The organism is Streptomyces sulfonofaciens, assembly GCF_014656295.1.
Lineage (GTDB): Bacteria > Actinomycetota > Actinomycetes > Streptomycetales > Streptomycetaceae > Streptomyces > Streptomyces sulfonofaciens.
This window is the reverse complement of sequence record NZ_BNCD01000024.1, coordinates 25,739-47,527: the sequence shown is the minus strand read 5'-3', so window position 1 is coordinate 47,527 and position 21,789 is coordinate 25,739. Positions and strand designations below refer to the sequence as shown.

The following is a 21,789-nucleotide window of genomic DNA, read 5'->3' as shown; positions in this document are numbered from 1 at the left end:
TTCACGCGCCCTCCCGCGCCGGTCGGAGGCCGCGGATCGTGCCGTGCAGTGCCATCAGGTCGCCGGGCGCCAGGGCCGCGCAGCGGTCCAGGATCTCCCGGGCCCTCGGGTCGGTGGCCCGGGCCTCGCGCTGCTCCTCGGCGGTGAGGCTGAGCACGTTGAGGATGAGCAGGTGGTCGATCTCTCCGCCGTCGAAGAGGTCGCCGGGGCTCTCGGGGGCGACGCCGGGGAAGTCGTACAGGGTGACCGGCGAGGAGAGCACGGTGCGGGAGTGGTGCGGGTCGTGACCCACCGCCCCGGGCTCCCCGCCCACCAGCACGGGCCAGGTCCCCTCGTTGCGGCAGTCGGCGGCCGCCTCGCGCAGCCCGTCCGGCGGGTCGACGAGCGAGGCGAAGGTGCCCGCCCGGGCGGTGAGCACCGTGTGCGTGGACACCAGCGCGTAGGGGGCGAGCAGGTCGCGGCCGTCACGGGGGTCAGGGACCGGCCGCGGGCAGGCGGTGGTGTTGGTGACGCCGACCGCGACACGGGCGGTGGTCGCGCTCAGGGGTGCGGCGGCCAGCTCGACGCGGGCCGTCAGGTGCTCCCAGCTCCGCACCAGCAGTCCCGCCCGCCGGCCGGACGCATCGAGGAGGGGCTCCTCGTCGGTGCCGGACTCGACGTCCATGTGGTGCACGCGGGTGCCGCCGGGCCGCCAGGGCGGCAGCGTCCAGATGCGTTCGGTGGCCTCCTGCCACGTCAGATGAGTGGTGTCGCCGACCGTCAGCCGGTCGACGGCCTCCCGCGCCCCGGCCGGCCCGGGCCCGCAGCGGTACACCTGCCGGTGGACGACCTGGAGGAACCGCACCTGCACGGACACGGACGTTGCGGGCCCGCTCTCCAGCAGCACTTCCGTGCGCATCCGGGACGGTTCGCCGAGCGCCCCGGCCACGGAGTGCGGGTAGACGCCCCCGAAGGTCCAGCGCTTGGCGTTCTTCAGCGCGGACCTGCGGTAGGGCCACAGGAGGTACCCCTCGTACAGGCAGGTCCGGGCGATCTTCTCCACCGCGGCTAGCGGGTCCATGCCGCCTCCACGGGCTCGTCGGCCGCGGCGAAAGGGCCGGCGGCGTCCAGGAGGGCCACCACGCTCGACTCCGTGTCGACCAGTCCGTGTGCCGCTCCGTAGGCGTCGAGCCGCTCGCCGGTCCCGCGGCTCACTCTCAGCCATCTGCCGGGGCCGAAGTACCGCTCCGTCAGGCCGTGCCAGAGCGCGGCGGGCAGCAGGCAGGTGGCCTCGGTGTCCCAGGGGATCCGGGCGGTGGCCAGCCGGCCTTCCGCGTCGCGGTGGAAGACGGTGCCGCTGAACAGCAGGTCCAGGGGCACGTCCGCGTCGCGTACGGCGCGGAAGTAGGTCCGCAGGGCCTGCTCGGTGTCGCCGGTGCAGGGCACCGCCAGGTCGGTGTGACTGCGGTCGTCGAACGGCGGCAGGACGGTGGTCAGCCGGGCCCAGGTCAGCGGGCGCATGCTGGTGGCCCACTGCTCCGGCTGGCCGAAGAGCGGGGCGAGGGCGGCCGCGTCGGTGTGCTCGTGCGGTCCCCGGGCGGCGTCGATGCGGATCGCGGTGGTGAGCAGCACGGACCGCACCGGGCCGCCGCCGGTGCGTGTCACGGTCAGCCGGATCGCGAGCGTGGGCACCGCGGCGTGCTCCAGCGGCCGGATGCCGGCGACCGTGAAGGCCAGTTGGGGCAGGTCGGGGCGCGCCCTGGGCCCGGCGGCGCGTGCGCCAGCGGCGCTGGATCCGCGGTGCCCGCGGCCCGCGGACTGCGAGCCGGACGCCGGGTCCGGCGCCGGGCCGGATCCCGGGCCGGACGCAGGACCTGACGACGCGCCGGGCGCAGTTTGGTGCTCGGCCGGCGTCATGCGGGTGAGAGGTTGGGCATGCCGGGCAGGATCGGGTTCCTGGAGCCCGGGCAGATGCCGGTGGACCTGCGGGCGGTGGAACGGTCGTCGGGCAGGTGACCGGGCTGGCGCTTGTGCAGCCCCTCGTGGTTGCCCTGCCGGACCCCGGGGGTGTGCGCGGGTGCATCCAGCCGCACGTCCGGCTCTCCGACCTCGATGTCAGCCATGGGCCTTCCCTTCTCCGTCGGTCGTCTGAGAGGAGCGCGTGTCCGGCGCGGACGGGTCGAGCCCGGCCAGGAAGCGCCGCACCTGCTCCTCCGCCTCCGCTCCCCCGGTGAAACCCCGCCACTGCGTCCGCAGCACGGCGGCCAGCCGGTAGCAGTCGTCCAGTGGGACGATCCAGTGCTCGCGCCTGCCGCCGGAGCGGTCCGCGAGCAGGGCCTCGGTGCCCGGCGCGAGACCGCCGAGGACCGGGTGGCGTGCCGTGATCGCGTCCCAGACCGCCCGGTCCACGGTGGCGCGCGTGACGCCGAGCGCACTCGGATACCCCGCCTCCACCCCGTCGCCGGGCGGTGCGGCGACCACGAAGAAGGCGAGGGTGACGGGCACGCGCAGTGCGGCCCAGCCGAGGTCGTCGATGACGGTCCCGGCCAGCCGCAGGCGGCGCTGCGGGATCAGCCGGTAGCGGGGCCCGCGCGCCGGGCGCCCACCGGGCGCCTCACGGTCACCGGCCGCGACCGGTCCCGCCGGTGCGGCGGTGGCCGCGGTGCCGGCCGTGCCCGTGGTGCCGGGGATGCCGGCCGTGCCGGGGATGTCGGCGGTGAACAGCAGGGCGCATGCCTGGCAGGCGCACAGGAGGGTATCCGCCGCGGGGTCCAGGAGGTGGCGGTGCTGCTCGGGCACCGGCTGCGCGCACACGTCGCACCGCTCCTCGGCGGCGGGGACGGTCGCGGGCGGCAGCGGCCGGCGGGCGAGGCCGCGCAGCGCCGGGGCGGCGAGCGGGGCGCGGGGCGGTGCGGCGGGCGTCACCGGGCACCGCCCTCCAGGACCGGGGACCGCAGCAGCGCCTCGACCGGGATCAGCGTCCCGGGTGCCGCGTCCTGCGCCAGCTCCACCCGCTCGACCTCCGGGGCCGCCCAGGCGATCGCCGCCTCCACCTGTTCCCGCGGCCCGTCGTTCGCGGAGCCGCAGCCTGCGCTCGCGCACCCCGAGGTCCGTACCCGCACACGGGCGGTGGTCCCGTCCAGTGCGAGGAGTTCGGCGCTGGACGGGCCGGGGAGCTGGGCGAGGGCACGGCTGATCCGGGTGGCGGGCGGGTCGGGGTGCAGTTCGTGCACCAGGAGCAGGTGACCGACGAGTTCGTCGGCGGCGAGCGTCCGGGCCGTGTCCTCGCCGGTGTGCCGCAGCACCCGCTCCAGGCAGGCGCCGTAGAGGGTGACGAGGGCGCCGACGGCGTCCAGGGCCTGCGCGCGGACGGCGGGGTCGGGCAGTTCGTGGAGCCGGCGAAGCAGCGCCTCGGTGCGCGCCACGTGGCTGCGCAGCTCGCCGTCGTCCACGGCCGTGCCCCCGGGTCCCGTCACGCCAGTGCCCCCAGGGTCGGCGCGTGGCTCTGGGTGACGGTCCTGCCGCCGCCGAGGTACATGTGCACTCCGCAGGGCAGGCAGGGGTCGAAGCTGCGTACGGTGCGCATGATGTCGATGCCCTTGAAGTCCTCCCGCCCGTTCTCCTCGAAGATCGTCATGCCCTGGACGGCGTCCTCGTAGGGCCCCGGCGTGCCGAAGTGGTCGCGGGGGCTGGCGTTCCAGGGGGTGGGCGGGTACGGGTGGTAGTTGGCGATCTTGCGGTCGCGGATCACGAGGTGGTGCGAGAGCACGCCGCGCACCGCCTCGTGGAAGCCGACGCCGATGGCCTCCTTGGGCACCTTGAAGTCCTCGAAGACCTTGGTGCGCCCGGCCCGGACCTCGGCGAGGGCGCGCTCCACGAAGTAGAGGGCCATGCCGGCGGCGTAGGCGACGAAGTACATCCGGGCGCGGTTGCGTTCCAGGGTGTTGGGAAAGGGCGGCGGGCTCCACCGCAGGTGCGCCTCGGGGCTCGACGGCGTCTTCGGCAGGTCGATCTCGATGCCCTGGCCGGTGGAGCGCACATAGGGCGTGCGGACCTTGCCGGCGAGGGCGGTGGACCACAGGCGGGCGAGCGGGCCGCCCCCGGTGTCGAGCGCGAGATGGTCGCCGGTGCGCTCGTCGTACCAGCGCGGGCTCATCACCCAGCTGTACTTGCCGCCGTCAAGATCGCGCTTCTGCGGCTTGGGGACGGTGGTCTGGTTCCAGGGGTGGCGCTTGTCGACGGGGTTGCCGAGCGGGTCCTTGTCGACGTAGGTCTCCTCGCCGGTCCAGTCCTCGTAGTACGAGCTGCCGAGCAGGATCCGCATACCCAGGTTGATGTCGACGAGGTTGGTGGTGACGAGTTCGTTGTCGACGATGATGCCCGGGGTCACGAACATCGCGTTGCCCCAGTCGTTCATGTGCCGGTAGTCGTAGTCGACGACGTCGGGGTCCTGGAAGGAGCCCCAGCAGCCCAGCAGGGTGCGGCGGCGGCCCACCTGGTCGTAGCCCGGCAGCGCCTCGTACCAGAAGTCGAAGACGTCGTCGTTCATGGCCACGGCACGCTTGACGAAGTCCATGGCGCGCATCAGGCGCACCAGGTAGTCGGTGAAGACCTGCGGGGTGGCGACCGTGCCGACGCCGCCCGGGTAGAGCGTCGAGGGGTGCACGTGCCGGCCCTCCATCAGGCAGCACATCTCGCGGGTGAGCCTGCTGAGTTGCAGGGCTTCCTTGTAGGTCCGGCCCTCGAACGGGTTGAAGGAGCGCAGGATGTCGGCGATGGTCCTGAACCCGTGCTGGTCGGCGCCCGGGGCGGGGGTGCGCTCGGCCTGTTCGAGGACGCCGGGGTTGGTCTCCTTGACCATGCGCTCGCAGTAGTCGACGAAGACCAGGTTGTCCTGGAAGAGGGTGTGGTCGAACATGAACTCGGCGGCCTCGCCGAGGTTGATGATCCAGTCGGCGAGCGGCGGGGGCTTGACACCGTAGGCCATCTGCTGGGCGTAGAGCGAGCAGGTGGCGTGGTTGTCTCCGCAGATGCCGCAGATCCGGCTGGTGATGAAGTGGGCGTCGCGCGGGTCCTTGCCCTTCATGAAGACGCTGTAGCCGCGGAAGAGCGACGACGTGCTGCGGCACTCGACGACCTCCCGTGCCGGGAAGTCGATCTTCGTGTAGATGCCGAGGTTGCCGATGATCCGGGTGATGGGGTCGAACGCCACGTCGGTCAGATCGCGGTCGGTGAGGTCGGGCTGCTGGGCCGCGTGGGTGTTCTGGGCGGTCGCCACTTGGGGGTCCTCTCGCGGATGGCCTTGCGGTGCTGCGGGGCGGTGGTGAGGGGCCGGCTCCGGATGCCGCGCCGGGTCGCGCCGGGCCGCCGTGGGCTCGCGGGCTCAGCCGCGGCCCGTCCAGCGCGGCTGGTATCCGCTGGTCAGCGCGGGCTCCCTGCGGCGCCACCTGGGCTCTTTGTTGACGGTGGCGTTGGTGACCGAGCGCAGCGTCCTGACGAAGGGCCCGTACAGGCTCATCAGGCCGGACGACACGCTGCCACCGGGCGGCTCGTCCATGAACGGCATGAACTTGTCAGGAAATCCGGGCATGGTGCAGCCGATGCAGACGCCGCCGACGTTCGGGCAGCCCCCGACGCCGTCCATCCAGCCGCGCTTGGTGACGTTGCAGTTGACCACCGGGCCCCAGCAGCCGATCTTCACCTGGCACTTCGGGGAGTTGTAGTCCTTGGCGAAGTCACCCTGCTCGTAGTACGCGGCGCGGTCGCATCCCTCGTGCACGGTCTTGCCGAACAGCCAGGTGGGGCGGAGCTGGTCGTCCAGCGGGATGGTGGGGGCGAGGCCCGCCGCCTGGTGCAGCACCCACAGCAGGGTCTCCATGAAGTTGTCGGGCTGGACGGGGCAGCCGGGCACGTTCACCACCGGAAGGTCGCCCGCGGAGCGGAAGTCCCAGCCGAGGTAGTCCGCGAGGCCCATGCAGCCGGTGGGGTTGCCGGCCATGGCGTGGATGCCGCCGTAGGTGGCGCAGGTGCCGATGGCGACGACCGCCCAGGCCCTGGGCGCGAGCCGGTCGATCCACTCGGTGAGCGTCATCGGCTGGCCGGTCTCCGGGTCGTTGCCCATGGCGGACCAGTAGCCGTCGCCGTTGATCTCCTCGTTGGGGATGGAGCCCTCGACGACCAGGATGAACGGGCCCAGGTCGCCCTGGGCGGCTCGGCGGAAGGGGGTGAGGAAGTCCTCACCGGTCTCGTAGGCGAGGACCTTGTTGTGCAGGTGCACCCTGGGCAGGCCGGGCACGGCGCCGAGGAGGACGTCCTCCAGGCTGGGCAGTGTGGCCGCGGTCACCGAGACCGTGTCGCCGTCGCAGCTCATGCCTTCGGAGGTCCACAGGATGTGCACCTCGTCGAGGCCGGTGGTGGTCGTCATCGTCTCGGTCTCCATGAGGCCGTCCCTTCGGCTGCGCCACCGGGCCGGGGCCGGCGGGTCACGATCCCCTGCGCATCGTTGAATCTCACATACCACTCATATCCCTACAATGTGGTGGTCTGCCCGTCGTGTCCACCGGATGGCGCAACGGCGGGCCGGACTCGCCGGGCACCCGGCGGCGGCTCCTTGCGGAGGAAGGCGCGGCGCAGGGCGTGGTAGGGGGCGGCCGGGTCGTGGCAGACCCGGCGCATGGCGGCCAGTTCCTCGGTGCGGTAGGCGGCGAGCGGCTTGATCGCCTCGTCGCGGGCCCGGGCCTTCTTCTTGTCCGTCACGCGCTGGTGGGTGCCGGGGTCGCCGGCCAGTTCCGCGGCGCGGGCGGCGACCTGGGCGGCGAACGCCTGCGGCGTGCTGGGCAGGATGTGGTCCACCAGGCCGAGCCGGCGCCCGGCGGCCGCGCTGAGCGGCTGCGTGTCGCGCGTGAGGCTCTCGGCGGTCTCCGCGCCCACCCGGCGGGGCAAGGTGTAGGTCCAGTACTCGGAGCCGGGCAGGCCCATGAGCCTGTAGTGCGGGTTGAGCACGGTGCCCGACCTGCACCACACCTCGTCGGCGGCGAGGGCGAGCATCACACCGCCCGCGGCCGCGTTGCCGGGCAGGGCCGCGACGACCAGCCGGTCGGTGGTGGTCAGCACCGCCTCCACCACGTCGTCCATGGCCTTGACGTTCGCCATGGACTCCTCGGCCGGGTTGCCGGCGGCCTCGATGACGCCCAGGTGGATGCCGTTGGAGAAGAAGTCCCGGCGGCCGCCGAGCACCAGCACCCGGGTCGGCCTGGTGCACGCGAACCGGTAGGCCGCGAGCAGCCTGCGGCACTGCACCGTGCTCATGGCGCCGCCGGGGAAGGCGAATCTGATGAAGCCGACGCCGTCCTCCTCCTGGTAGCGGATCTCGCTGTACGTACGGCGGCCCGCGGGCAGTTCCAGGGGTGCGGGAACCTCGGGGAGGGGCGGCAGCCGGTCGTCGAGGGCGAGGGTGGCGGGCAGCCGGAAGGTGGCGGGGCCGCCGGGGGCACGGCGCGGCCGTAGCTGCGGGAGCCACACGGCGCCGTCGACCGTGGCCCGGCAGATCGCCTGGGCGCGGGTGGCGAGGAGCGCGCCGGGGCGGCCCCGCAACTGGTCCTCGGGATGGCCGCCGTGCAGGTACCACTCCTCGCCGAGCAGTTCGTCGAGGACGCCGGGCCGCGAGTCGGCCGCGCGCAGGGTCCGCAGCACGGTGGCGGTGCTGTCCTCCTTCCAGTCGATGCGGCGCCTCGACTGGTCGAGCACCGGCCGCGTGCGGACCTTGAGGTCCTGCTGAGGGCGCGGCCGGTAGGCGCCGGATGCGAAGCGCCCGACGGCGAGCATCACCGCCTCCAGGGCCGCGTCGGACACCTCGCCGCGGTAGATGTCGCTCTTGGCGGCCGCCGGCATCGGGAAGGAGGCGGAGGCCCAGACGTCACCCGCGTCGAACACGGCGTCCGCCTGCAGGACGGTGACGCCCCAGGCCGCCTGCCCCTCCTGGATCGCCCAGTCGAGTGAGGAGGGGCCGCGGTCGCCGGGCGGGCCCGGGTGCACGACGAGGCAGGTGCGGCGGGACCACACGTCCTCGGGGATCGCGGTCCTCAGCAGCGGGGCGATGACCAGTTTCGGGTCGTGCCGCTCGACCGCGGCCCGTACCGAGTCGCCGTCGCGCACCACCGCGTGGGCGACGGTGTGGCCCCGGTCGCGCAGCTCGGCGTGCACCCGCTGGGTGAGGCTGTTGAACGCGCTTGCGATGAGCAGGATCCGCACCACGACCTCCTGGTGACGTGTGCCGCGTCGGGTTCGGTGTGCCACGGCGCCGGGCGGGCGGCCCGCGGCGGTGCGGGCGCGACACAGCGATGGTGCCGTGTGATGAGCCGACTTCCGGTGCGGCCCGGCCGGTGCGCAAGAGCAGTTGCGCCGGACGGGGGAACCCGTGCTCCCGCCGGGCGCGCGCACCGCTGCGGTGCGCGCGCCGTTCCTAGAGTGGCCGGCGCGGTACGGCCCCTTCCGGTGCCCGGGCTCAGGGCGCCACCGCAACAGCGTGCGCGCCCTGAGCCCGTACGGCGGGAGCCGCCCGTCCCGTACCGCATGTCCCCTGACCCCGCACCTTGCTCGGCCGGCGGGAGCGAGGAGCCCCATGCACGAGCTGTCCATCGCCACCGCCCTCGTCGAACGCGTCCAGGAGGTGGCGCGGCGGCACGGTGACGCGCCGGTACGCACCGTGCGGATCCGGGTCGGCGAGTTGGCCGGGGTGGTGCCGGACGCGCTGCGGTTCTCGTTCGGGCTGGCCAGGGCGGGCACGGCGGCCGATGCGGCGCTGCTGCTCGTCGAGGAGGTGCCTGCCCGGGCCCGCTGCGAGCCGTGCGGCACCGCCTTCGCGGTCGGCACTCCCCCGTTCCTGTGGTGCCCGGGGTGCGACACGCCGGCGTCCGGCGTGGTCAGCGGCCGGGAACTGGAGATCACCGCCGTCGAACTGGATGAAGGAGCCCTGTGATGTGCCGAGTCGTCGATGTCCGGCAGGCGGTACTCGCCGAGAACGACACCCTGGCCGCCGCGCTGCGAGCCTCCCTCGCGGCCCGCGGCACGGTGCTGGTCAATCTGCTGTCGAGCCCCGGCAGCGGTAAGACGGCGCTGCTGGAGCGCCTGCTGCGGCGCTGCGGCGAGCAGGGGGTGAAGGTCGCGGCGCTCACCGCCGACCTCGCCACCGAGAACGACGCCCGGCGGCTCGCCCGCTCCGGCGCACCGGTCCGGCAGGTGCTGACCGGGGGCCTGTGCCACCTGGAGTGCGCGCAACTGCGCACGCATCTGGACGGCTGGCTGCCGGACGGCACCGAGGTGCTGTTCGTGGAGAACGTCGGAAACCTCGTCTGCCCGGCCGCCTACGACCTCGGCGAGAGCCTGCGGGTGGCGCTGATGTCGGTGACCGAGGGCGAGGACAAACCCCTGAAGTACCCGGCCGCCTTCGGTCTCGCCCATCTGGTGGTGCTCACCAAGACCGATCTGCTCACCGCGGCCGGGTTCGACGCCGCGGCGTTCGAGCGGCACGTCGCGGCCGTCAACCCGGGCGTGGAGATCGTCAGGACGTCGGCCCGCGACGGCGAGGGCGTCGACGCGCTCGCGGCCCGGGTCGCGGCGGTGTGCAGGGGGGCCGCGCCCCACCGGCCCGTGCTGGCGTCCCGGCACCTCGCGGAGTTCGGACACGGACACGGCGGCGAGGCACACGCGGACGGCGGCCGGGCGCAGGCCGACGACGGCGGGGCACACGAGCACGACGGCGGGGCGCAGCGGCACCGCGGCGACGCGCCCCGGCACGACGGCCTGCCGCAGGACAGCGGACCGCTCGGCCCCCGGCGCGCCGAGCCCGCCGAGGCCCGGTAGCCGTGGGACATCCGCCCGGGCCCGCCCCGGACCGGCGGCCGCCCGGGGCAGCCGCCCCGGTCCGGCTGCGGCTCACCATCAGCGGTGTGGTGCAGGGAGTGGGCTTCAGGCCCTTCGTGCACGGCCTGGCGGGGAGCCTGGGGCTCGGCGGCCACGTCACCAACCACCCCGGCGGTGTGGTCACGGAGGTCGAGGGCGCCGAAGACCTGGTGGATGCGTTCTGCGAACGGGTGCGGGCCGACGCACCGCCGCTCGCGTCCGTCACCGGCGTCACCCGGTGCGCGCTGCCGCCCCGGGGCGGTGCGCCCGAGTTCGTCATCAGGCCGTCCGAGGGGGGCACGGGCCGTACGCTGGTGCCGCCGGACTCCGCCGTCTGCGACGCCTGCACGGCCGAGCTGGCCGATCCGGCCGACCGCAGGTACCGCCACCCCTTCGTCACCTGCACCCACTGCGGGCCGCGGTTCACCATCGTCACCGGCCTGCCCTACGACCGGCCGAACACCACCATGGCCGGCTTCCCGCTCTGCGGGCGCTGCGCACGGGAGTACGCGGACCCCGGTGACCGGCGCTTCCACGCCCAGCCGGTCGCCTGCCGGGAGTGCGGCCCCCGGCTGTACCTGAGCGGGGCGGACGGCGGCCCCCGGCTCGACGGTGACGCGGCGCGGGCCCGGGCCAGGGAACTGCTCGCCTCGGGGGCAGTGCTCGCCGTGAAGGGAGTCGGCGGCTACCACCTGGTGTGCGACGCGGGCGACGGGGCCGCGGTGGCGCGGCTGCGGAGCCGCAAGGAACGAGGCACCAGGCCGTTCGCCGTGATGGCCGCCGATCCGGCCACCGCGAGGACCCTCGCACCGCTCGGCACCGCCGAGGAACAGGCACTGACCAGCAGGCGGCGGCCCATCGTGCTGCTGCGCCGCGGCCCGGCGCCGGGGGCCACGGGCGCCACCGACGGGACGTCCGGGCCTCCCGGGGCACCAGGACCGCCCGGTGGGTCGGGACCGCCGGCGGCGCCCCTCGCCGACACCGTCTGCCCCGGCAGCCCGGACATCGGGGTGATGCTCCCGTACGCACCGCTGCACCATCTGCTGTTCGGGCTGCCCGGTGATCCGCCCGGGCCCCGGGTGCTGGTGATGACCAGCGGCAACCGGTCGGGCGAGCCCATCGTCACGGACGACGCGCAGGCCCTCGAACGGCTGGCGGGGATCGCCGACGCCTGGCTCTGGCACGACCGCGGCATCCGCACCCCGTGCGACGACTCGGTACTGCGGGTACGGCCGGACGGTACCCCGCTGCTGCTGCGCCGCTCGCGCGGCTTCGTGCCCGAGGCCGTACCGCTGCCGTTCGAGGTGCCGGCGTCGCTGGCGGTCGGCGGGGACCTGAAGAACGCGTTCTGCCTGGCCGAGGGGCGCAGCGCCTGGCTGTCCCAGCACATCGGCGACCTCGGGGACCCGGCGGCGGTCAGGGTCTTCGAGCAGGCGCTCGGCCACCTCGGCGCCCTCACCGGTGTGCGTCCCGAGCTGCTGGCCGCGGACAGCCACCCCGGCTACCACTCCGGCCGCTGGGCACGGCGGGAAGCCCGCGGCCGCCCCCTGCACCAGGTGCAGCACCATCACGCCCACATCGCCTCCGCGATGGGCGACGCGGGCCTCGACGGCCTGGCACCGGTGATCGGGGTGGCCTTCGACGGCACGGGCTACGGCGACGACGGCGCGGTGTGGGGCGGCGAGGTCATGCTCGCCGACTACGACGGCTACCGGCGGCTGACCCGGCTGGCGTACGTGCCGCTGCCCGGTGGTGACACCGCCGTGCGCCGCCCGTACCGGATGGCCCTGTCGCACCTGCGGGCAGCCGGCGTCGACTGGTGTCCTGGCCTGCCGTGCGTGGCCGCCTGCCCGCCCGGTGAGCGGCAGGTGCTGCGGCGCCAGTTGGAGCGCGGTGTCGCCTGCGTGCCGACGTCCAGCATGGGACGGCTCTTCGACGCGGTCTCCTCGCTGCTGGGCGTCTGCCACCGGGCGGGCCACGAGGCGCAGGCGGCCGTCGAACTGGAGGCGTGCGCGGCCGGCGCGATGGAGCGGTGCGGGCCGGCCCGCGCCTTCGGGCGGACGGCGGACGGACTGCTGGACCCGGCGCCCGTGCTGCGCGCACTCGCCGACGGCCTGCGCGCCGGTACCCCGGCCGATGTGCTCGCCGCGCGGTTCCACCACGCCGTGGCCGACGCGGTCGCCGGCGCCTGCCGCGCCGGGCGCCGCGCCACCGGTGTCGGCACCGTCGTACTGACCGGCGGGGTGTTCGCCAACACCCTGCTGGAGGAGGCGTGCACCCGCAGGCTGCGGGCCGAGCGGTTCACCGTGCTGCGGCACCGGGCCGTGCCCTGCGGGGACGGCGGCCTGGCGCTCGGTCAGCTCCTGGTCGCGGCCAGGCGGCAGCAGCGAGCCCCCGGCGCCGCCCAAGGACTTCACCACCCCACACGAGGAGGACATGCCCATGTGCCTGGCAGTGCCCGGCCAAGTGGTGGCCACTGAGGAAAGGGACGGCATCCCGATGGCGAAGGTCGACTTCGGCGGTGTGGTCAAGGACGTGTGCCTGGCCTACCTGCCGGACATCGAGGTCGGCGACTACGCCGTCGTCCACGTCGGATTCGCCCTGCAACGCCTCGACGAGGAGTCGGCGCTGGCCACCTTGGAGCTCTTCCGGCGCATCGGCGCGCTGGAGGAGGAGTTCGGCGACGCCTGGGAACGGGCCGCTGCGGAGGCGGGCCCCGCCGACGGCGCAGGCGCGCTCGCGCGCACGCCGCGGGCCCAGGAGGCCGACGCGCCCCCAGGCGGCGCCCCACCGGACGGCAGCACGGCCCCCGCCACCCCACCGGACGGCAGCACGGCCCCGGTCACCCCGCCGGACGGCGCGTCCCCCACCGCAGCACCGCCGCGTGCCGGGGCCCATGCCCGCATTGCGGAGGGGACACGATGAGGTACGTCGAGGAGTTCAACGACCCGGCGCTGGCCCGGCGGCTGCTGGACGACATCCGTGCCACCGCCACCCGCCCCTGGGCGCTCATGGAGGTGTGCGGGGGCCAGACCCACTCGATCATCCGGCACGGCATCGACCAGTTGCTGCCCGACGGCCTGGAGCTCATCCACGGCCCCGGCTGCCCGGTCTGCGTGACCCCGCTGGAGATGATCGACAAGGCGCTTGCGATCGCGTCCCGGCCCGAGGTGGTGTTCTGCTCCTTCGGCGACATGCTGCGGGTACCGGGCACGGACCGCGACCTGTTCCGGGTCAAGAGCGCGGGCGGCGACGTGCGGGTGGTCTACTCGCCGCTGGACGCCGTGCGGATCGCCCGGCGCACCCCGGACCGCGAGGTGGTGTTCTTCGGCATCGGCTTCGAGACGACCGCGCCCGCCAACGTGATGGCGGTGCACCAGGCCGACCGCCTTGGGCTGCGCAACTTCAGCATGCTCGTCTCGCACGTACGGGTGCCGCCCGCGATCGAGGCGATCATGCGCTCCCCCGAGTGCCGGGTGCAGGGCTTCCTGGCGGCGGGCCACGTGTGCAGCGTGATGGGCCTGGCCGAGTACCCGCCGCTGGCCGAGCGCCACCGGGTGCCGATCGTGGTCACGGGTTTCGAACCGCTGGACATCCTCGAAGGCATCCGGCGCGCCGTGCACCAGCTTGAGCGCGGCACGCACCGGGTCGAGAACGCCTATCCCCGCGCCGTGCGCGACGAGGGCAACCCCGCGGCGCTCGCCATGCTGGCCGAGGTGTTCGTCACCACCGACCGGTCCTGGCGGGGCATCGGCAGGATCCCGGACAGCGGCTGGAGCCTGGCGCCCGCGTGGCGCTCCTTCGACGCGGAACACCGCTTCCAGGTCACCGGGGTGACGACCGAGGAGCCCGCGGTGTGCCGCAGCGGCGACGTGCTCCAGGGGCTCGTCAAGCCGCACGAGTGCGAGGCGTTCGGCACACTGTGCACCCCGCGCACGCCGCTCGGCGCCACCATGGTCTCCAGCGAGGGGGCCTGCGCCGCGTACTACCACTACCGGCGGCTGCGGCCGGCCGCCGCCACCGCCCGCGCCCCACAGGACGCGGGCAGCACCGAGGAGGCGACCCCCGTTGGCTGACACCGTGCTCGACCCGAGCGCCTGGACGTGCCCGGCACCGCTGCGCGAGCAGGGCGTCGTCGTCATGGGCCACGGTGGTGGCGGCGCCCTGTCGGCGGAGCTGATGGAGCACCTGTTCGCACCGGCCTACGGCAACGACGTGCTCGCCGACCTCGCCGACTCCGCCGCGGTGGAACTCGGCGGTACACGGCTCGCACTGTCCACCGACTCCTACGTGGTGCGGCCGCTGTTCTTCCCGGGCGGCTGCATCGGCGACCTCGCGGTCAACGGAACCGTCAACGACCTCGCCATGTCCGGCGCCCGCGCGGCCTTCCTGTCGTGTGCGTTCATCCTGGAGGAGGGCACGGAGCTGGAGGTGGTGGGCCGGATCGCGCAGGCGATCGGCGCGGCGGCCCGGGCGGCGGGCGTCACCGTCGTCACCGGCGACACCAAGGTCGTGGACTCCGGGCACGGCGACGGCGTCTACGTCACCACCTCCGGGATCGGCCTGATCCCCCGGGGTGTCGACATCCGGCCCCAGCGGGCCGCGCCGGGCGATGTCGTCCTCGTCAGCGGGCCCGTGGGCATGCACGGCATCGCCATCCTCAGCGTCCGCGAGAGCCTGGAGTTCGGGGCCGACGTGACCAGTGACACCGCACCGCTCGGCGGCCTGGTCAGCAGCATGCTGGAGGTGGCGGGCGATCTGCACGCGCTGCGCGATCCGACCCGCGGCGGCCTCGCCACCACGCTCAACGAGATCGCCGCCGCCGCCGGCTGCGGCATCGTCATCGACGAGCACCGGGTGCCCGTGCCCGAGCCGGTCGCGAACGCCTGCGGCTTCCTCGGGCTCGACCCGCTGTACGTGGCCAACGAGGGCCGGCTCGTCGCCTGCGTGCCGGCGGCCGACGCGGAGGCGGTGCTGGCCGCCATGCGCGCCCACCCCTGCGGCACCGCGGCCACCGCCATCGGCGCCTGTGTGGCCGACCACCCCGGCGGCGTGCTCGCCCGCTCCCGGTTCGGCGGCACCAGGGTGGTCGACCTGCCCGTCGGCGAACAGCTCCCGCGGATCTGCTGAGGGAGCGGTGCCGGCCCCGCCCGGCCCGGCCTCACCGGTGGCCGTCGGGCGCGGGGCCGTGCCCGTCGATCCCGTGCTCCGCCAGCGGTCCCACGCTCAGACCCGCGGCCCGGCAGTGCCCGACCAGTTCGGGCAGCATCGCCAGTGTGGCCCGCCAGGCGCCGGGTGCCGCGGTGCGGTCCGTGTCGTGCAGCAGGACCGTGCCGCCGCCCCGCAGGTTCCGGCGGACGGCGGCGAGCACGGCCGCGGGCGCGGCGTCGGCGGTCCAGTCCCGGCCCCACGACGTCCAGAGCACCGGCCGCAGCCCGCAGCGACGCGCGGCGGCCCAGCGCCCGCCGGTGAGGATCCCGTACGGCGGCCGGTACCACCGCGGCGCCGCGCCCGAGGCCCGGCCGACCACCGCCCGGGCGCGCCCCAGGTCCCGGACGTCCCGGCCCGGTGCGGGCAGCCAGGGCGGCGAGTGGTCCCAGCCGTGCACGGCGAGTTCGTGGCCCCTGCGGGCCGTCTCGCGGGCCAGCTCCTGGTGGCGCCGCACCTCCTCGCCGAGGACGAAGAAGGTGGCGCGCACCGAGAGCCGCTCAAGGGCGTCGAGGAAGTACGGGGTGCTGCCCGGGTCCGGCCCGTCGTCGAAGGTCAGGGCCACGTGCCCGCGCTCCCCGAGGCCGGCGAGCGAAGGCCACAGGGCCCGGCGCACCCAGGGCAGCCAGGTGCCGGCCGGTGCGACGTGCGCGGCCAGGACCAGTGCGGGCCCGGCGGTCAGGGCCGCCTGTGCCCGCGGGTGCCGCCGCCCGCGCCCGGCCGTCACCGCCGGCCCCTGCGTCGTGCCCGGCCGCGCCGCCGGCCGCGCGAAGGACGCGCGGGCCCGCGCATGCGCAGGCGCAGCGCGCGGCGCAGGCTGGAGGACGCCCGTCGGGCGCCCCCGTCGGGCGCGGTGTCCCACTCTCCGTGCACCGCGGGAGAGCGCGCGAGGCCCGTGGTGCCGCCTGCGATCAGGCAGACGCCCAGGACCCCGGCCAGTGGATGGCCGCCGAGGGAGACCTTCTCGCCGAAGAGCGCCCACCCGAGGACCACGCTCACCAGCGCGTCGCCGAGGGTCAGGGCGGGCTGCGAGGCGGCGAGGGTGCCGGCCCGCAGGGTGGCCTGGAGCATGAGGAAGCTGAGCAGTCCCACCGCACCCGTGGCGTACAGGTAGCCGCTGGTGAACACGGCGGACTCGCCGTCCGAGAGCCGGCCGGTGACCTCCTTGATCAGCGCGGCCGTGCAGGCGAAGCCGACGGCGGTGATGGCACCGAGCACGGTGGCGCGCGGGGTGCCGTGGACGGAGTGGGCGACGACGCCGAGCACCGCCACCGCCGCGAGGAGGCAGGCGCCGACGGGCAGCCAGTGCGACACGTCGGAGGTCGCCGACCCGCCGGTCGGCGCCGCGGCTCCCATGAACAGGCCCAGGCCCACGGCGAGCATCAGGAACGACAGCCAGGTGATGACGTCCGGCCGGTGCCGGAAGACCAGGCTGCCGAGCAGCAGGGTGAACAGCAGCTCGCTGGCGAGCAGCGGCTGCACCACGGACAGCTCGCCCACCGTCAGGGCGCCGGCCTGGAAAGCGGCGGCGAGCACCATCGCCGCGAACCCGGCCAGCCAGTACCGCCGCCGCAGCAGCCCGAGCAGCCGCCGCACCGCGCGCCTGAGGGGCGGTCCGGCGGGCGGGTGGTGCGTGTCCTCGTCCTTCTGGTCGACGGCAGCCCGCCGCTGCAGTACCGATGCCGCGCCGTTGCCCGTCGCCGCAAGCAGCGCCAAGGCCACCGTGAGCGCGTTCACACCATCACCCGAATCGTGCGGCCAGTCGGTGGTAGAGGCCCGGGGCGACACCACGCACATAGGCCGGCAGGCGCAGCCACCCGGGCACGTACACGTCGTGACGGCCCTGCCGCAGCGCGGTGCACACCGCGTCGGCGACCTTCTCCGGCGGTATCGGGCGGGGCCTGCTTCGGGTGTAGGGGGCCCCGCGCCGCTCGAAGAAGGGGGTGTCGACGACGCCCGGCAGGATGTGCGTGAGGTGCACCCCGGTGCCGTCCAGCTCGTAGCGCAGCGCGTCGGCGAAGGTGGCGACGGCGGCCTTGGCCGCCGAGTAGACCGCCTCGCCGCGCACACCGAACGTACCGGCCACCGAGCCGATCAGCACGATGTGGCCGCTGCGGGCCGCCAGCATGTGCGGCAGCACCAGCCTGACCAGGCGGATGACGGCGACCAGGTCCACGGACACCACCCGGGTGGCCGCGGACAGCGGCATGGTGTGGAAGGGCCCGGCCCAGCCGATGCCCGCGCCCGCGACCAGCAGGTCGATCCGGCCCGTGGCCCGCAGTGCCTCGCCGACCAGGTGCTCGGTTTCGTCCTGGTCGTCCAGGTCGGCGCGCACGGCGGTGGCCGAGAGCGCCTCGGCCACCGCGTCGAGGCGGTCCCGGTCCCGGCCGGTGAGCAGCAGCCGCCAGCCGCCGTCGGCGGCGAGCTGCCGTGCCACGGCCGCTCCGATGCCCGACGACGCCCCGGTCACCAGGGCCACTCCGTGCGCGGCGCCGTGCTCCGTCAGCTCCGGGACCGGCCGGTAAGAGACGCCGGAATCCGTACGGGCCATGACATCTGCCTCCGTCCGCCGTGGTCGCGCCGGTGCACCAGGTCGATCGCTGCGGCACGACGTGCGGGGTCGTGTTGGAGTAGCCGGGCCCGGGTCCTCGTAAACCTCGGCCGGGGCCGTCCGCAGCAGCGCTGGGCCCCGAACCGGGGACATCGGGGGCCGGCACGTTTGGGAAGGCCGTTTGAGCTAGGCCGCCGCGGATACCCCGGGGCGAGGGTGTACGGGTGAGGAGACCCGGGCGCCCTCCGGGCGCGACCGGCCGCCGGGCCGCGCCGCGCCGGACAGCAGGGCGCCGCCGGTCCGCCGGCGGGCGCCCACGACGAACCGGAGGACGGCGGATGCCCGCACGATTCCTCGTTCTGAGCGCAAGCATGGGCCGCGGACACGACGCGGTCGCGGCGGAGCTGTCCCGCAGGCTGCGTGCCGCGGGCCACCACACCGCACGCGCCGACGTCCTCGACCTGCTCCCCGGGAGTCTCGGGAGCGGGCTGCGCGGCTTCTACCGCACGGCCGTCGGCCGCTTCCCCGCCGTGTACGCCGGGGTGTACGCGGCGTTCTTCCGGCCCGGGCGCGGGCCGCGGCCGGGCAGTGCGCCGCTGGCCGCCCTCGCGGAGCGCAGCCTGCTCGACATGGTCGCGCGGGAGAGGCCGGATGTGGTCGTGGCGACCTTCCACCTCTCCGCCCAGCTCACCGGGCGGCTACGGGCCCGGGGTGCCCTGCCGGTACCCGCCGCGGTGGTGATCACCGACTTCGCGGCGCACCGCCAGTGGCTGCATCCGGGCAACGACCTCCAGCTCTGCCTCACTCCGGCGATCGCCGAGCGGGTCGAGGAGGCCCTCGGCCGCCCGGCGGTCGTGTCGGGGCCGCTGGTGGGCGAGCGGTTCCTCGGCCCGGCGCCCACCGCGCCACGGTGGCGGGCGCGGCTCGCCGGCACGCCCGGCGGCCCCGTGCTGCTGTCGGCGGGTGCCTGGGGGGTGGGCACCCGGGTCGCGCACACGGCGTGGCTGGTGTCCGCGGCCGGGTACCTCCCGGTGGTGCTGTGCGGGGACAACGCCCGGCTGCGGCGGGAGGTCTCCCGGGAGCCCGGCGCGCTCGCCCTGGGCTGGGTCGACGACATGCCGGGGCTGCTGGGCGCCTGTCGCGCGCTCATCGACAACGCCGCGGGGCAGACCGCGCTCGAGGCGCTGGCGGCGGGTGTGCCCGTGATCGGCTACCGGCCCATTCCCGGCCATGGGGTCGCGGGCGTCAGGACCATGGCCGAACTGGGGCTCAGCGACCACGCCTGGGACTCGTGGTCCCTGATCCGCTCCCTGGACACGCTCGCTCCCCCCGGTCCCGTCCGTGACCGGCGGGTCGCGGCGGGGCAGGCGCTGCTGGGCGCCGACGCGGTCGGGGCACTGCGGGATCTGGCCGCGCCGGCCGCCGGCGCGCCTCCTCACGCACCCGCCTCGGGGTCGCGGTCGGAGACCGGCCACACGTAGGGCAGGTCGTCCGGCACACCGGGGAAGAGCTCCGCGTAGTGCTCCGGGTCCTTGCGGACCAGGGCGGACCGGTGGCTGCGGTGGAAGTCCGGTTCGCCCAGCCAGGGCGGCAGCTCGCCGTCCGCGGCCAGCTCCGGCTGCGGGCGCACCGGACGGCCTGCGCGGTCCCCCGCGAAGGAGGACAGCAGGGAGGCCGCGCAGGTGTCGGCGCGTCCCTGTGACGTCCACCGCGCACACACCTGAAGGCCGTAGCGGACCAGCGCCTCCTCGTAGCCGCGCCACATCCGCACCGCGGGGTGCCGCCGCCAGCCGTGGCCGGGCACGGTCAGGCCCCGCAGCACCTGGAGGGCCTCCACGCGCTGCTTGCCGAGCCGCCGGTCGTCCAGCACGGCCGCGGTCGCGGCGAAGTCCGGGTACGGCAGGAACGTCTGCATGGGGGTGCTGTACCCGCCGGGCACCGCCGCCGCGCGGGACGCGGCGGCGGCGTGGGCCGGCGGGGGCTGTTCGCGGCCACTCGGGTTATCCGTACGGGTATGACACGGCTGACGCACATCGGACACCTCGCACGGCACGGTCGCGCCCGGGACGGCTACATGGCGCTCGGCCGCACGGACGGCGACGGCCGGCACGGGCCGCCCGAGCACTCGGGCGAAGGGGCGCAGGACCGGGCCGGGAACGGGACTCGGGACGGATCGGGGGACGGGGGTGAGGGGCCCGGGGACGCGGGGCACGACCGCGGCGGCGGTGGCGCCCGGGCCGGGTCCGGCCAGGGCGGTGGCCCCGCGCGGCGCCGCGGACCCTCCGGATGGGCGGTGCTGCGCCGCACCGCCCGCAAGTTCGGGGAGGACGAGCTGACCGACCGGGCGGCGGCGCTGACGTACTACGGCGTGCTCTCGCTCTTCCCGGCCCTGCTTGTGCTGGTCTCGCTGCTCGGCGTCGCCGGGCACGACGCGACCGGACACGTCGTGGACACGCTCAGGAGGTTCGCGCCCGCCTCCGCCGGGGACACCATCACCGAAGCGGTGCGGCACGTGCAGGCCAACTCCTCCGTCGGCTCGGCCCTGGCCGTCGTCGGCCTGCTGGGTGCGGTGTGGTCGGCGTCGGGCTACGTGGCGGCGTTCATCCGCACGGCCAACGCGGTCTACGGCATCCCGGAGGGCCGCCCGGCGTGGCAGGTGCTGCTGGTACGGCTCGGGGTGACGGTGGCGCTGACGCTGCTGGCCTGCGCGAGCACGCTGATCGTGGTGTTCACCGGCAGTGTGGCGCGCCGTGCGGGATCGGCCCTGGGCGCGGGGGACACGGCGCTCACGGCGTGGTCGGTGGCCAAGTGGCCGGTGCTCGTGGTGCTGGTGTCCACCATGATCTCGCTGCTGTACTGGGCGAGCCCGAACGTGAAGGCCCGCGGGGTGCGCTGGGTCGCACCGGGCAGTTGCCTGGCCCTGCTGATCTGGATGGCCGCCTCCGCGGGATTCGCGGTGTACGTGGCGCACTTCGGCTCGTACAACAAGACCTACGGCGCACTCGCCGGTGTGATCGTCTTCCTGGTGTGGATGTGGATCGGCAATCTGGCGGTCCTGCTCGGCCTGGAGTTCGACTCGGAACTGGCCAGGGAGCGCGCCCTCACCGGTCGCGGCAGGCGCGTAAGGTACGCCGAGCCCAGGGGCACCCGCAAGTGGAGCGCGCGGGACCGGCGGCGCGCCGAGGAGTGAGGCCCCGCCGGCGTCCGGCCCCCGGCATCGTCGCCGATGTCGTGGGTACCCCGTGCTGCTGAAGCGACCATCGGCAGGGAAAGGCAGGTGAGGGGCGTGAGCACCGCCTATCACGACGGGCAGGGCACCACCGACGAGTCGGTGGGCGTGCTGGTCTCCCGTGCGTCGGAGCAGGTGTCGCAGCTGGTGCGTCAGGAGTTCCAGCTCGCGCAGGTGGAGATGCGGCAGAAGGGCAAACGGTTCGGGATCGGCGGCGGCCTGTTCACCGGTGCGGGGCTGATGGCCTTCCTCGCCCTCCAGGCGCTGGTGGCCGCGGCGATCGCCGCTGTGACGGTGGTCCTGCCGGTGTGGGCCGCCGCCCTGGTCGTCGTCGGCGCGCTGCTGCTGATCGCGGGCGCGCTGGGCATCGCCGGCCGGCTGGAGATGCGCCGGGCCGCACCCGCGGCGCCACGGCAGGCCATCGCCAGCGTCAAGACCGATGTGGCCGAGCTGAAGGAGGCTGCGCACCGATGAACCGCAACTCACATCCCGGATCCTCCGCCACGCCCGCCGAACTGCGCGCGCAGGTCGAGGATCTCAGGGCGGAGCTGGGCCACACCGTGGAGGCGCTGGCCGCCAAGGCGGACGTCAAGTCCCGGGCCCAGCAGCGGGCGGCCCAGGTCAAGGAGCAGATGCACGAGCGGACCACGCATGCCAGGAGCAGGGCGTCGCACCTGCGGCATCCGCGCGGTGCGGCCTCGGGGGGAAGCGGTGGCAAGGGCGCATCGACCGCACCCGTCATGAAGGACAAACGCCTGCTCATCGCGCTCGCCGTGGCGACGGCCGCGGGCATCGCGATCGCCGTGGGGCGCCAGCGCTACTGCCACCGGAGCCGCTGAGCCCGCTCGGCACGCTGAGCCCGCTCGGCCACGCAGGGCATGTCCGCAGCCGCCGGGCCCACCGCGGGTCCGGCGGCTGCGGA

General features: G+C 74.9%; 21 protein-coding genes and 1 pseudogene. 10 read left to right on the top strand and 12 right to left on the bottom strand.

Annotated elements, in window-relative coordinates; translation table 11 throughout:
* Nucleotide 1 precedes the first annotated feature (1 nt).
* From IE313_RS29230 to IE313_RS29195, 8 genes are all read right to left on the bottom strand, one after another.
* Complete coding sequence (locus IE313_RS29230; RefSeq protein ID WP_189937499.1) at nucleotides 2-1,060, bottom strand: hypothetical protein; 1,059 nt, start codon at nucleotides 1,058-1,060, stop codon at nucleotides 2-4.
* On the bottom strand, nucleotides 1,048-1,896 hold the full coding sequence (locus IE313_RS29225; protein WP_189937497.1) for a DUF6084 family protein: 849 nt from the start codon (nucleotides 1,894-1,896) through the stop codon (nucleotides 1,048-1,050). Before IE313_RS29225 ends, IE313_RS29230 begins: the two co-directional genes overlap by 13 nt.
* Nucleotides 1,893-2,102: a hypothetical protein gene (locus IE313_RS29220; RefSeq protein WP_189937494.1), complete on the bottom strand. Its 210-nt coding sequence runs from the start codon at nucleotides 2,100-2,102 to the stop codon at nucleotides 1,893-1,895. The genes IE313_RS29225 and IE313_RS29220 overlap by 4 nt, the downstream gene beginning before the upstream one ends.
* Nucleotides 2,095-2,904 carry a DUF5947 family protein gene (locus IE313_RS29215; RefSeq protein ID WP_189937492.1) on the bottom strand — a complete coding sequence of 270 codons (810 nt, stop codon included), beginning with the start codon at nucleotides 2,902-2,904 and terminating at the stop codon, nucleotides 2,095-2,097. Before IE313_RS29215 ends, IE313_RS29220 begins: the two co-directional genes overlap by 8 nt.
* Complete coding sequence (locus tag IE313_RS29210) at nucleotides 2,901-3,455, bottom strand: NifU-related iron-sulfur-binding protein (RefSeq protein ID WP_189937490.1); 555 nt, start codon at nucleotides 3,453-3,455, stop codon at nucleotides 2,901-2,903. Before IE313_RS29210 ends, IE313_RS29215 begins: the two co-directional genes overlap by 4 nt.
* Nucleotides 3,452-5,200, bottom strand: coding sequence for a nickel-dependent hydrogenase large subunit (locus IE313_RS29205; RefSeq protein WP_229925064.1), 1,749 nt, complete (start codon nucleotides 5,198-5,200; stop codon nucleotides 3,452-3,454). The genes IE313_RS29210 and IE313_RS29205 overlap by 4 nt, the downstream gene beginning before the upstream one ends.
* Before the next feature lie 162 nt (nucleotides 5,201-5,362).
* On the bottom strand, nucleotides 5,363-6,418 hold the full coding sequence (locus IE313_RS29200) for an NADH-quinone oxidoreductase subunit B family protein (RefSeq protein WP_229925051.1): 1,056 nt from the start codon (nucleotides 6,416-6,418) through the stop codon (nucleotides 5,363-5,365).
* Nucleotides 6,419-6,507: 89 nt separating this feature from the next.
* Nucleotides 6,508-8,229, bottom strand: coding sequence for a hydrogenase maturation protein (locus IE313_RS29195; RefSeq protein WP_189937485.1), 1,722 nt, complete (start codon nucleotides 8,227-8,229; stop codon nucleotides 6,508-6,510).
* A gap of 370 nt (nucleotides 8,230-8,599) precedes the next feature.
* Between IE313_RS29195 and IE313_RS29190 the strand changes: the two genes are divergently transcribed.
* From IE313_RS29190 to hypE, 6 genes and pseudogenes are all read left to right on the top strand, one after another.
* Nucleotides 8,600-8,956 (top strand): hydrogenase maturation nickel metallochaperone HypA/HybF, encoded by a 357-nt coding sequence (locus IE313_RS29190; RefSeq protein ID WP_189937483.1) that lies wholly within the window; start codon nucleotides 8,600-8,602, stop codon nucleotides 8,954-8,956.
* Complete coding sequence (gene hypB, locus IE313_RS29185; RefSeq protein WP_189937481.1) at nucleotides 8,956-9,840, top strand: hydrogenase nickel incorporation protein HypB; 885 nt, start codon at nucleotides 8,956-8,958, stop codon at nucleotides 9,838-9,840. The genes IE313_RS29190 and hypB overlap by 1 nt, the downstream gene beginning before the upstream one ends.
* Before the next feature lie 86 nt (nucleotides 9,841-9,926).
* A complete protein-coding gene (locus IE313_RS29180; RefSeq protein ID WP_373317086.1) occupies nucleotides 9,927-12,359 on the top strand; it encodes a carbamoyltransferase HypF in 2,433 nt (810 codons plus the stop codon).
* Nucleotides 12,322-12,594, top strand: a pseudogene (locus tag IE313_RS29175) (HypC/HybG/HupF family hydrogenase formation chaperone); the annotation flags it as partial. The gene IE313_RS29180 and the pseudogene IE313_RS29175, both read left to right, overlap by 38 nt.
* Before the next feature lie 206 nt (nucleotides 12,595-12,800).
* The gene (gene hypD / locus IE313_RS29170; RefSeq protein ID WP_189937477.1) at nucleotides 12,801-13,955 is read left to right on the top strand and encodes a hydrogenase formation protein HypD; all 1,155 of its coding nucleotides are present in this window, start codon (nucleotides 12,801-12,803) and stop codon (nucleotides 13,953-13,955) included.
* The gene (gene hypE / locus IE313_RS29165) at nucleotides 13,948-15,009 is read left to right on the top strand and encodes a hydrogenase expression/formation protein HypE (RefSeq protein WP_308439224.1); all 1,062 of its coding nucleotides are present in this window, start codon (nucleotides 13,948-13,950) and stop codon (nucleotides 15,007-15,009) included. Before hypD ends, hypE begins: the two co-directional genes overlap by 8 nt.
* A gap of 31 nt (nucleotides 15,010-15,040) precedes the next feature.
* Here the strand turns inward: hypE and IE313_RS29160 are convergent, their stop codons facing one another.
* Genes IE313_RS29160 through IE313_RS29150 form a run of 3 tightly spaced genes read right to left on the bottom strand, consistent with a single transcriptional unit; the run spans nucleotide 15,041 to nucleotide 17,638 of the window.
* Nucleotides 15,041-15,814 carry a polysaccharide deacetylase family protein gene (locus IE313_RS29160; protein WP_189937475.1) on the bottom strand — a complete coding sequence of 258 codons (774 nt, stop codon included), beginning with the start codon at nucleotides 15,812-15,814 and terminating at the stop codon, nucleotides 15,041-15,043.
* On the bottom strand, nucleotides 15,811-16,824 hold the full coding sequence (locus IE313_RS29155) for a DMT family transporter (protein WP_189937473.1): 1,014 nt from the start codon (nucleotides 16,822-16,824) through the stop codon (nucleotides 15,811-15,813). Before IE313_RS29155 ends, IE313_RS29160 begins: the two co-directional genes overlap by 4 nt.
* A gap of 4 nt (nucleotides 16,825-16,828) precedes the next feature.
* Nucleotides 16,829-17,638: an SDR family NAD(P)-dependent oxidoreductase gene (locus IE313_RS29150; protein WP_189937471.1), complete on the bottom strand. Its 810-nt coding sequence runs from the start codon at nucleotides 17,636-17,638 to the stop codon at nucleotides 16,829-16,831.
* 338 nt (nucleotides 17,639-17,976) lie between these two features.
* On the opposite strand from IE313_RS29150, the gene IE313_RS29145 reads away from it, so the two are divergent.
* Nucleotides 17,977-19,119, top strand: a complete 1,143-nt coding sequence (locus IE313_RS29145) for an MGDG synthase family glycosyltransferase (RefSeq protein WP_189937469.1) — start codon at nucleotides 17,977-17,979, stop codon at nucleotides 19,117-19,119.
* Here the strand turns inward: IE313_RS29145 and IE313_RS29140 are convergent.
* Nucleotides 19,074-19,553, bottom strand: coding sequence for an MSMEG_6728 family protein (locus tag IE313_RS29140; RefSeq protein ID WP_189937467.1), 480 nt, complete (start codon nucleotides 19,551-19,553; stop codon nucleotides 19,074-19,076). The genes IE313_RS29145 and IE313_RS29140 overlap by 46 nt on opposite strands.
* A 99-nt stretch (nucleotides 19,554-19,652) precedes the next feature.
* On the opposite strand from IE313_RS29140, the gene IE313_RS29135 reads away from it, so the two are divergent.
* The 3 genes from IE313_RS29135 (at nucleotide 19,653) to IE313_RS29125 (ending at nucleotide 21,706) form a co-directional block, all read left to right on the top strand.
* Complete coding sequence (locus IE313_RS29135; RefSeq protein WP_189937465.1) at nucleotides 19,653-20,828, top strand: YihY/virulence factor BrkB family protein; 1,176 nt, start codon at nucleotides 19,653-19,655, stop codon at nucleotides 20,826-20,828.
* 96 nt (nucleotides 20,829-20,924) lie between these two features.
* The gene (locus IE313_RS29130) at nucleotides 20,925-21,341 is read left to right on the top strand and encodes a phage holin family protein (protein WP_229925050.1); all 417 of its coding nucleotides are present in this window, start codon (nucleotides 20,925-20,927) and stop codon (nucleotides 21,339-21,341) included.
* The gene (locus IE313_RS29125) at nucleotides 21,338-21,706 is read left to right on the top strand and encodes a DUF3618 domain-containing protein (protein WP_189937446.1); all 369 of its coding nucleotides are present in this window, start codon (nucleotides 21,338-21,340) and stop codon (nucleotides 21,704-21,706) included. Before IE313_RS29130 ends, IE313_RS29125 begins: the two co-directional genes overlap by 4 nt.
* The last annotated feature ends 83 nt before the right edge of the window (nucleotides 21,707-21,789 follow it).

Excerpts from the sequence above, each read along its gene's own strand:
- IE313_RS29190 (WP_189937483.1), top strand. The coding sequence starts at position 8,600 with ATGCACGAGCTGTCCATCGCCACCGCCCTCGTCGAACGCGTCCAGGAG.
- IE313_RS29140 (WP_189937467.1), bottom strand. The coding sequence starts at position 19,553 with ATGCAGACGTTCCTGCCGTACCCGGACTTCGCCGCGACCGCGGCCGTG.
- IE313_RS29225 (WP_189937497.1), bottom strand. The coding sequence starts at position 1,896 with ATGACGCCGGCCGAGCACCAAACTGCGCCCGGCGCGTCGTCAGGTCCT.
- IE313_RS29200 (WP_229925051.1), bottom strand. The coding sequence starts at position 6,418 with ATGGAGACCGAGACGATGACGACCACCACCGGCCTCGACGAGGTGCAC.
- hypD (WP_189937477.1), top strand. The coding sequence starts at position 12,801 with ATGAGGTACGTCGAGGAGTTCAACGACCCGGCGCTGGCCCGGCGGCTG.
- IE313_RS29220 (WP_189937494.1), bottom strand. The coding sequence starts at position 2,102 with ATGGCTGACATCGAGGTCGGAGAGCCGGACGTGCGGCTGGATGCACCC.
- IE313_RS29125 (WP_189937446.1), top strand. The coding sequence starts at position 21,338 with ATGAACCGCAACTCACATCCCGGATCCTCCGCCACGCCCGCCGAACTG.
- IE313_RS29150 (WP_189937471.1), bottom strand. The coding sequence starts at position 17,638 with ATGGCCCGTACGGATTCCGGCGTCTCTTACCGGCCGGTCCCGGAGCTG.
- hypB (WP_189937481.1), top strand. The coding sequence starts at position 8,956 with ATGTGCCGAGTCGTCGATGTCCGGCAGGCGGTACTCGCCGAGAACGAC.
- IE313_RS29135 (WP_189937465.1), top strand. The coding sequence starts at position 19,653 with ATGACACGGCTGACGCACATCGGACACCTCGCACGGCACGGTCGCGCC.
- IE313_RS29230 (WP_189937499.1), bottom strand. The coding sequence starts at position 1,060 with ATGGACCCGCTAGCCGCGGTGGAGAAGATCGCCCGGACCTGCCTGTAC.
- IE313_RS29145 (WP_189937469.1), top strand. The coding sequence starts at position 17,977 with ATGCCCGCACGATTCCTCGTTCTGAGCGCAAGCATGGGCCGCGGACAC.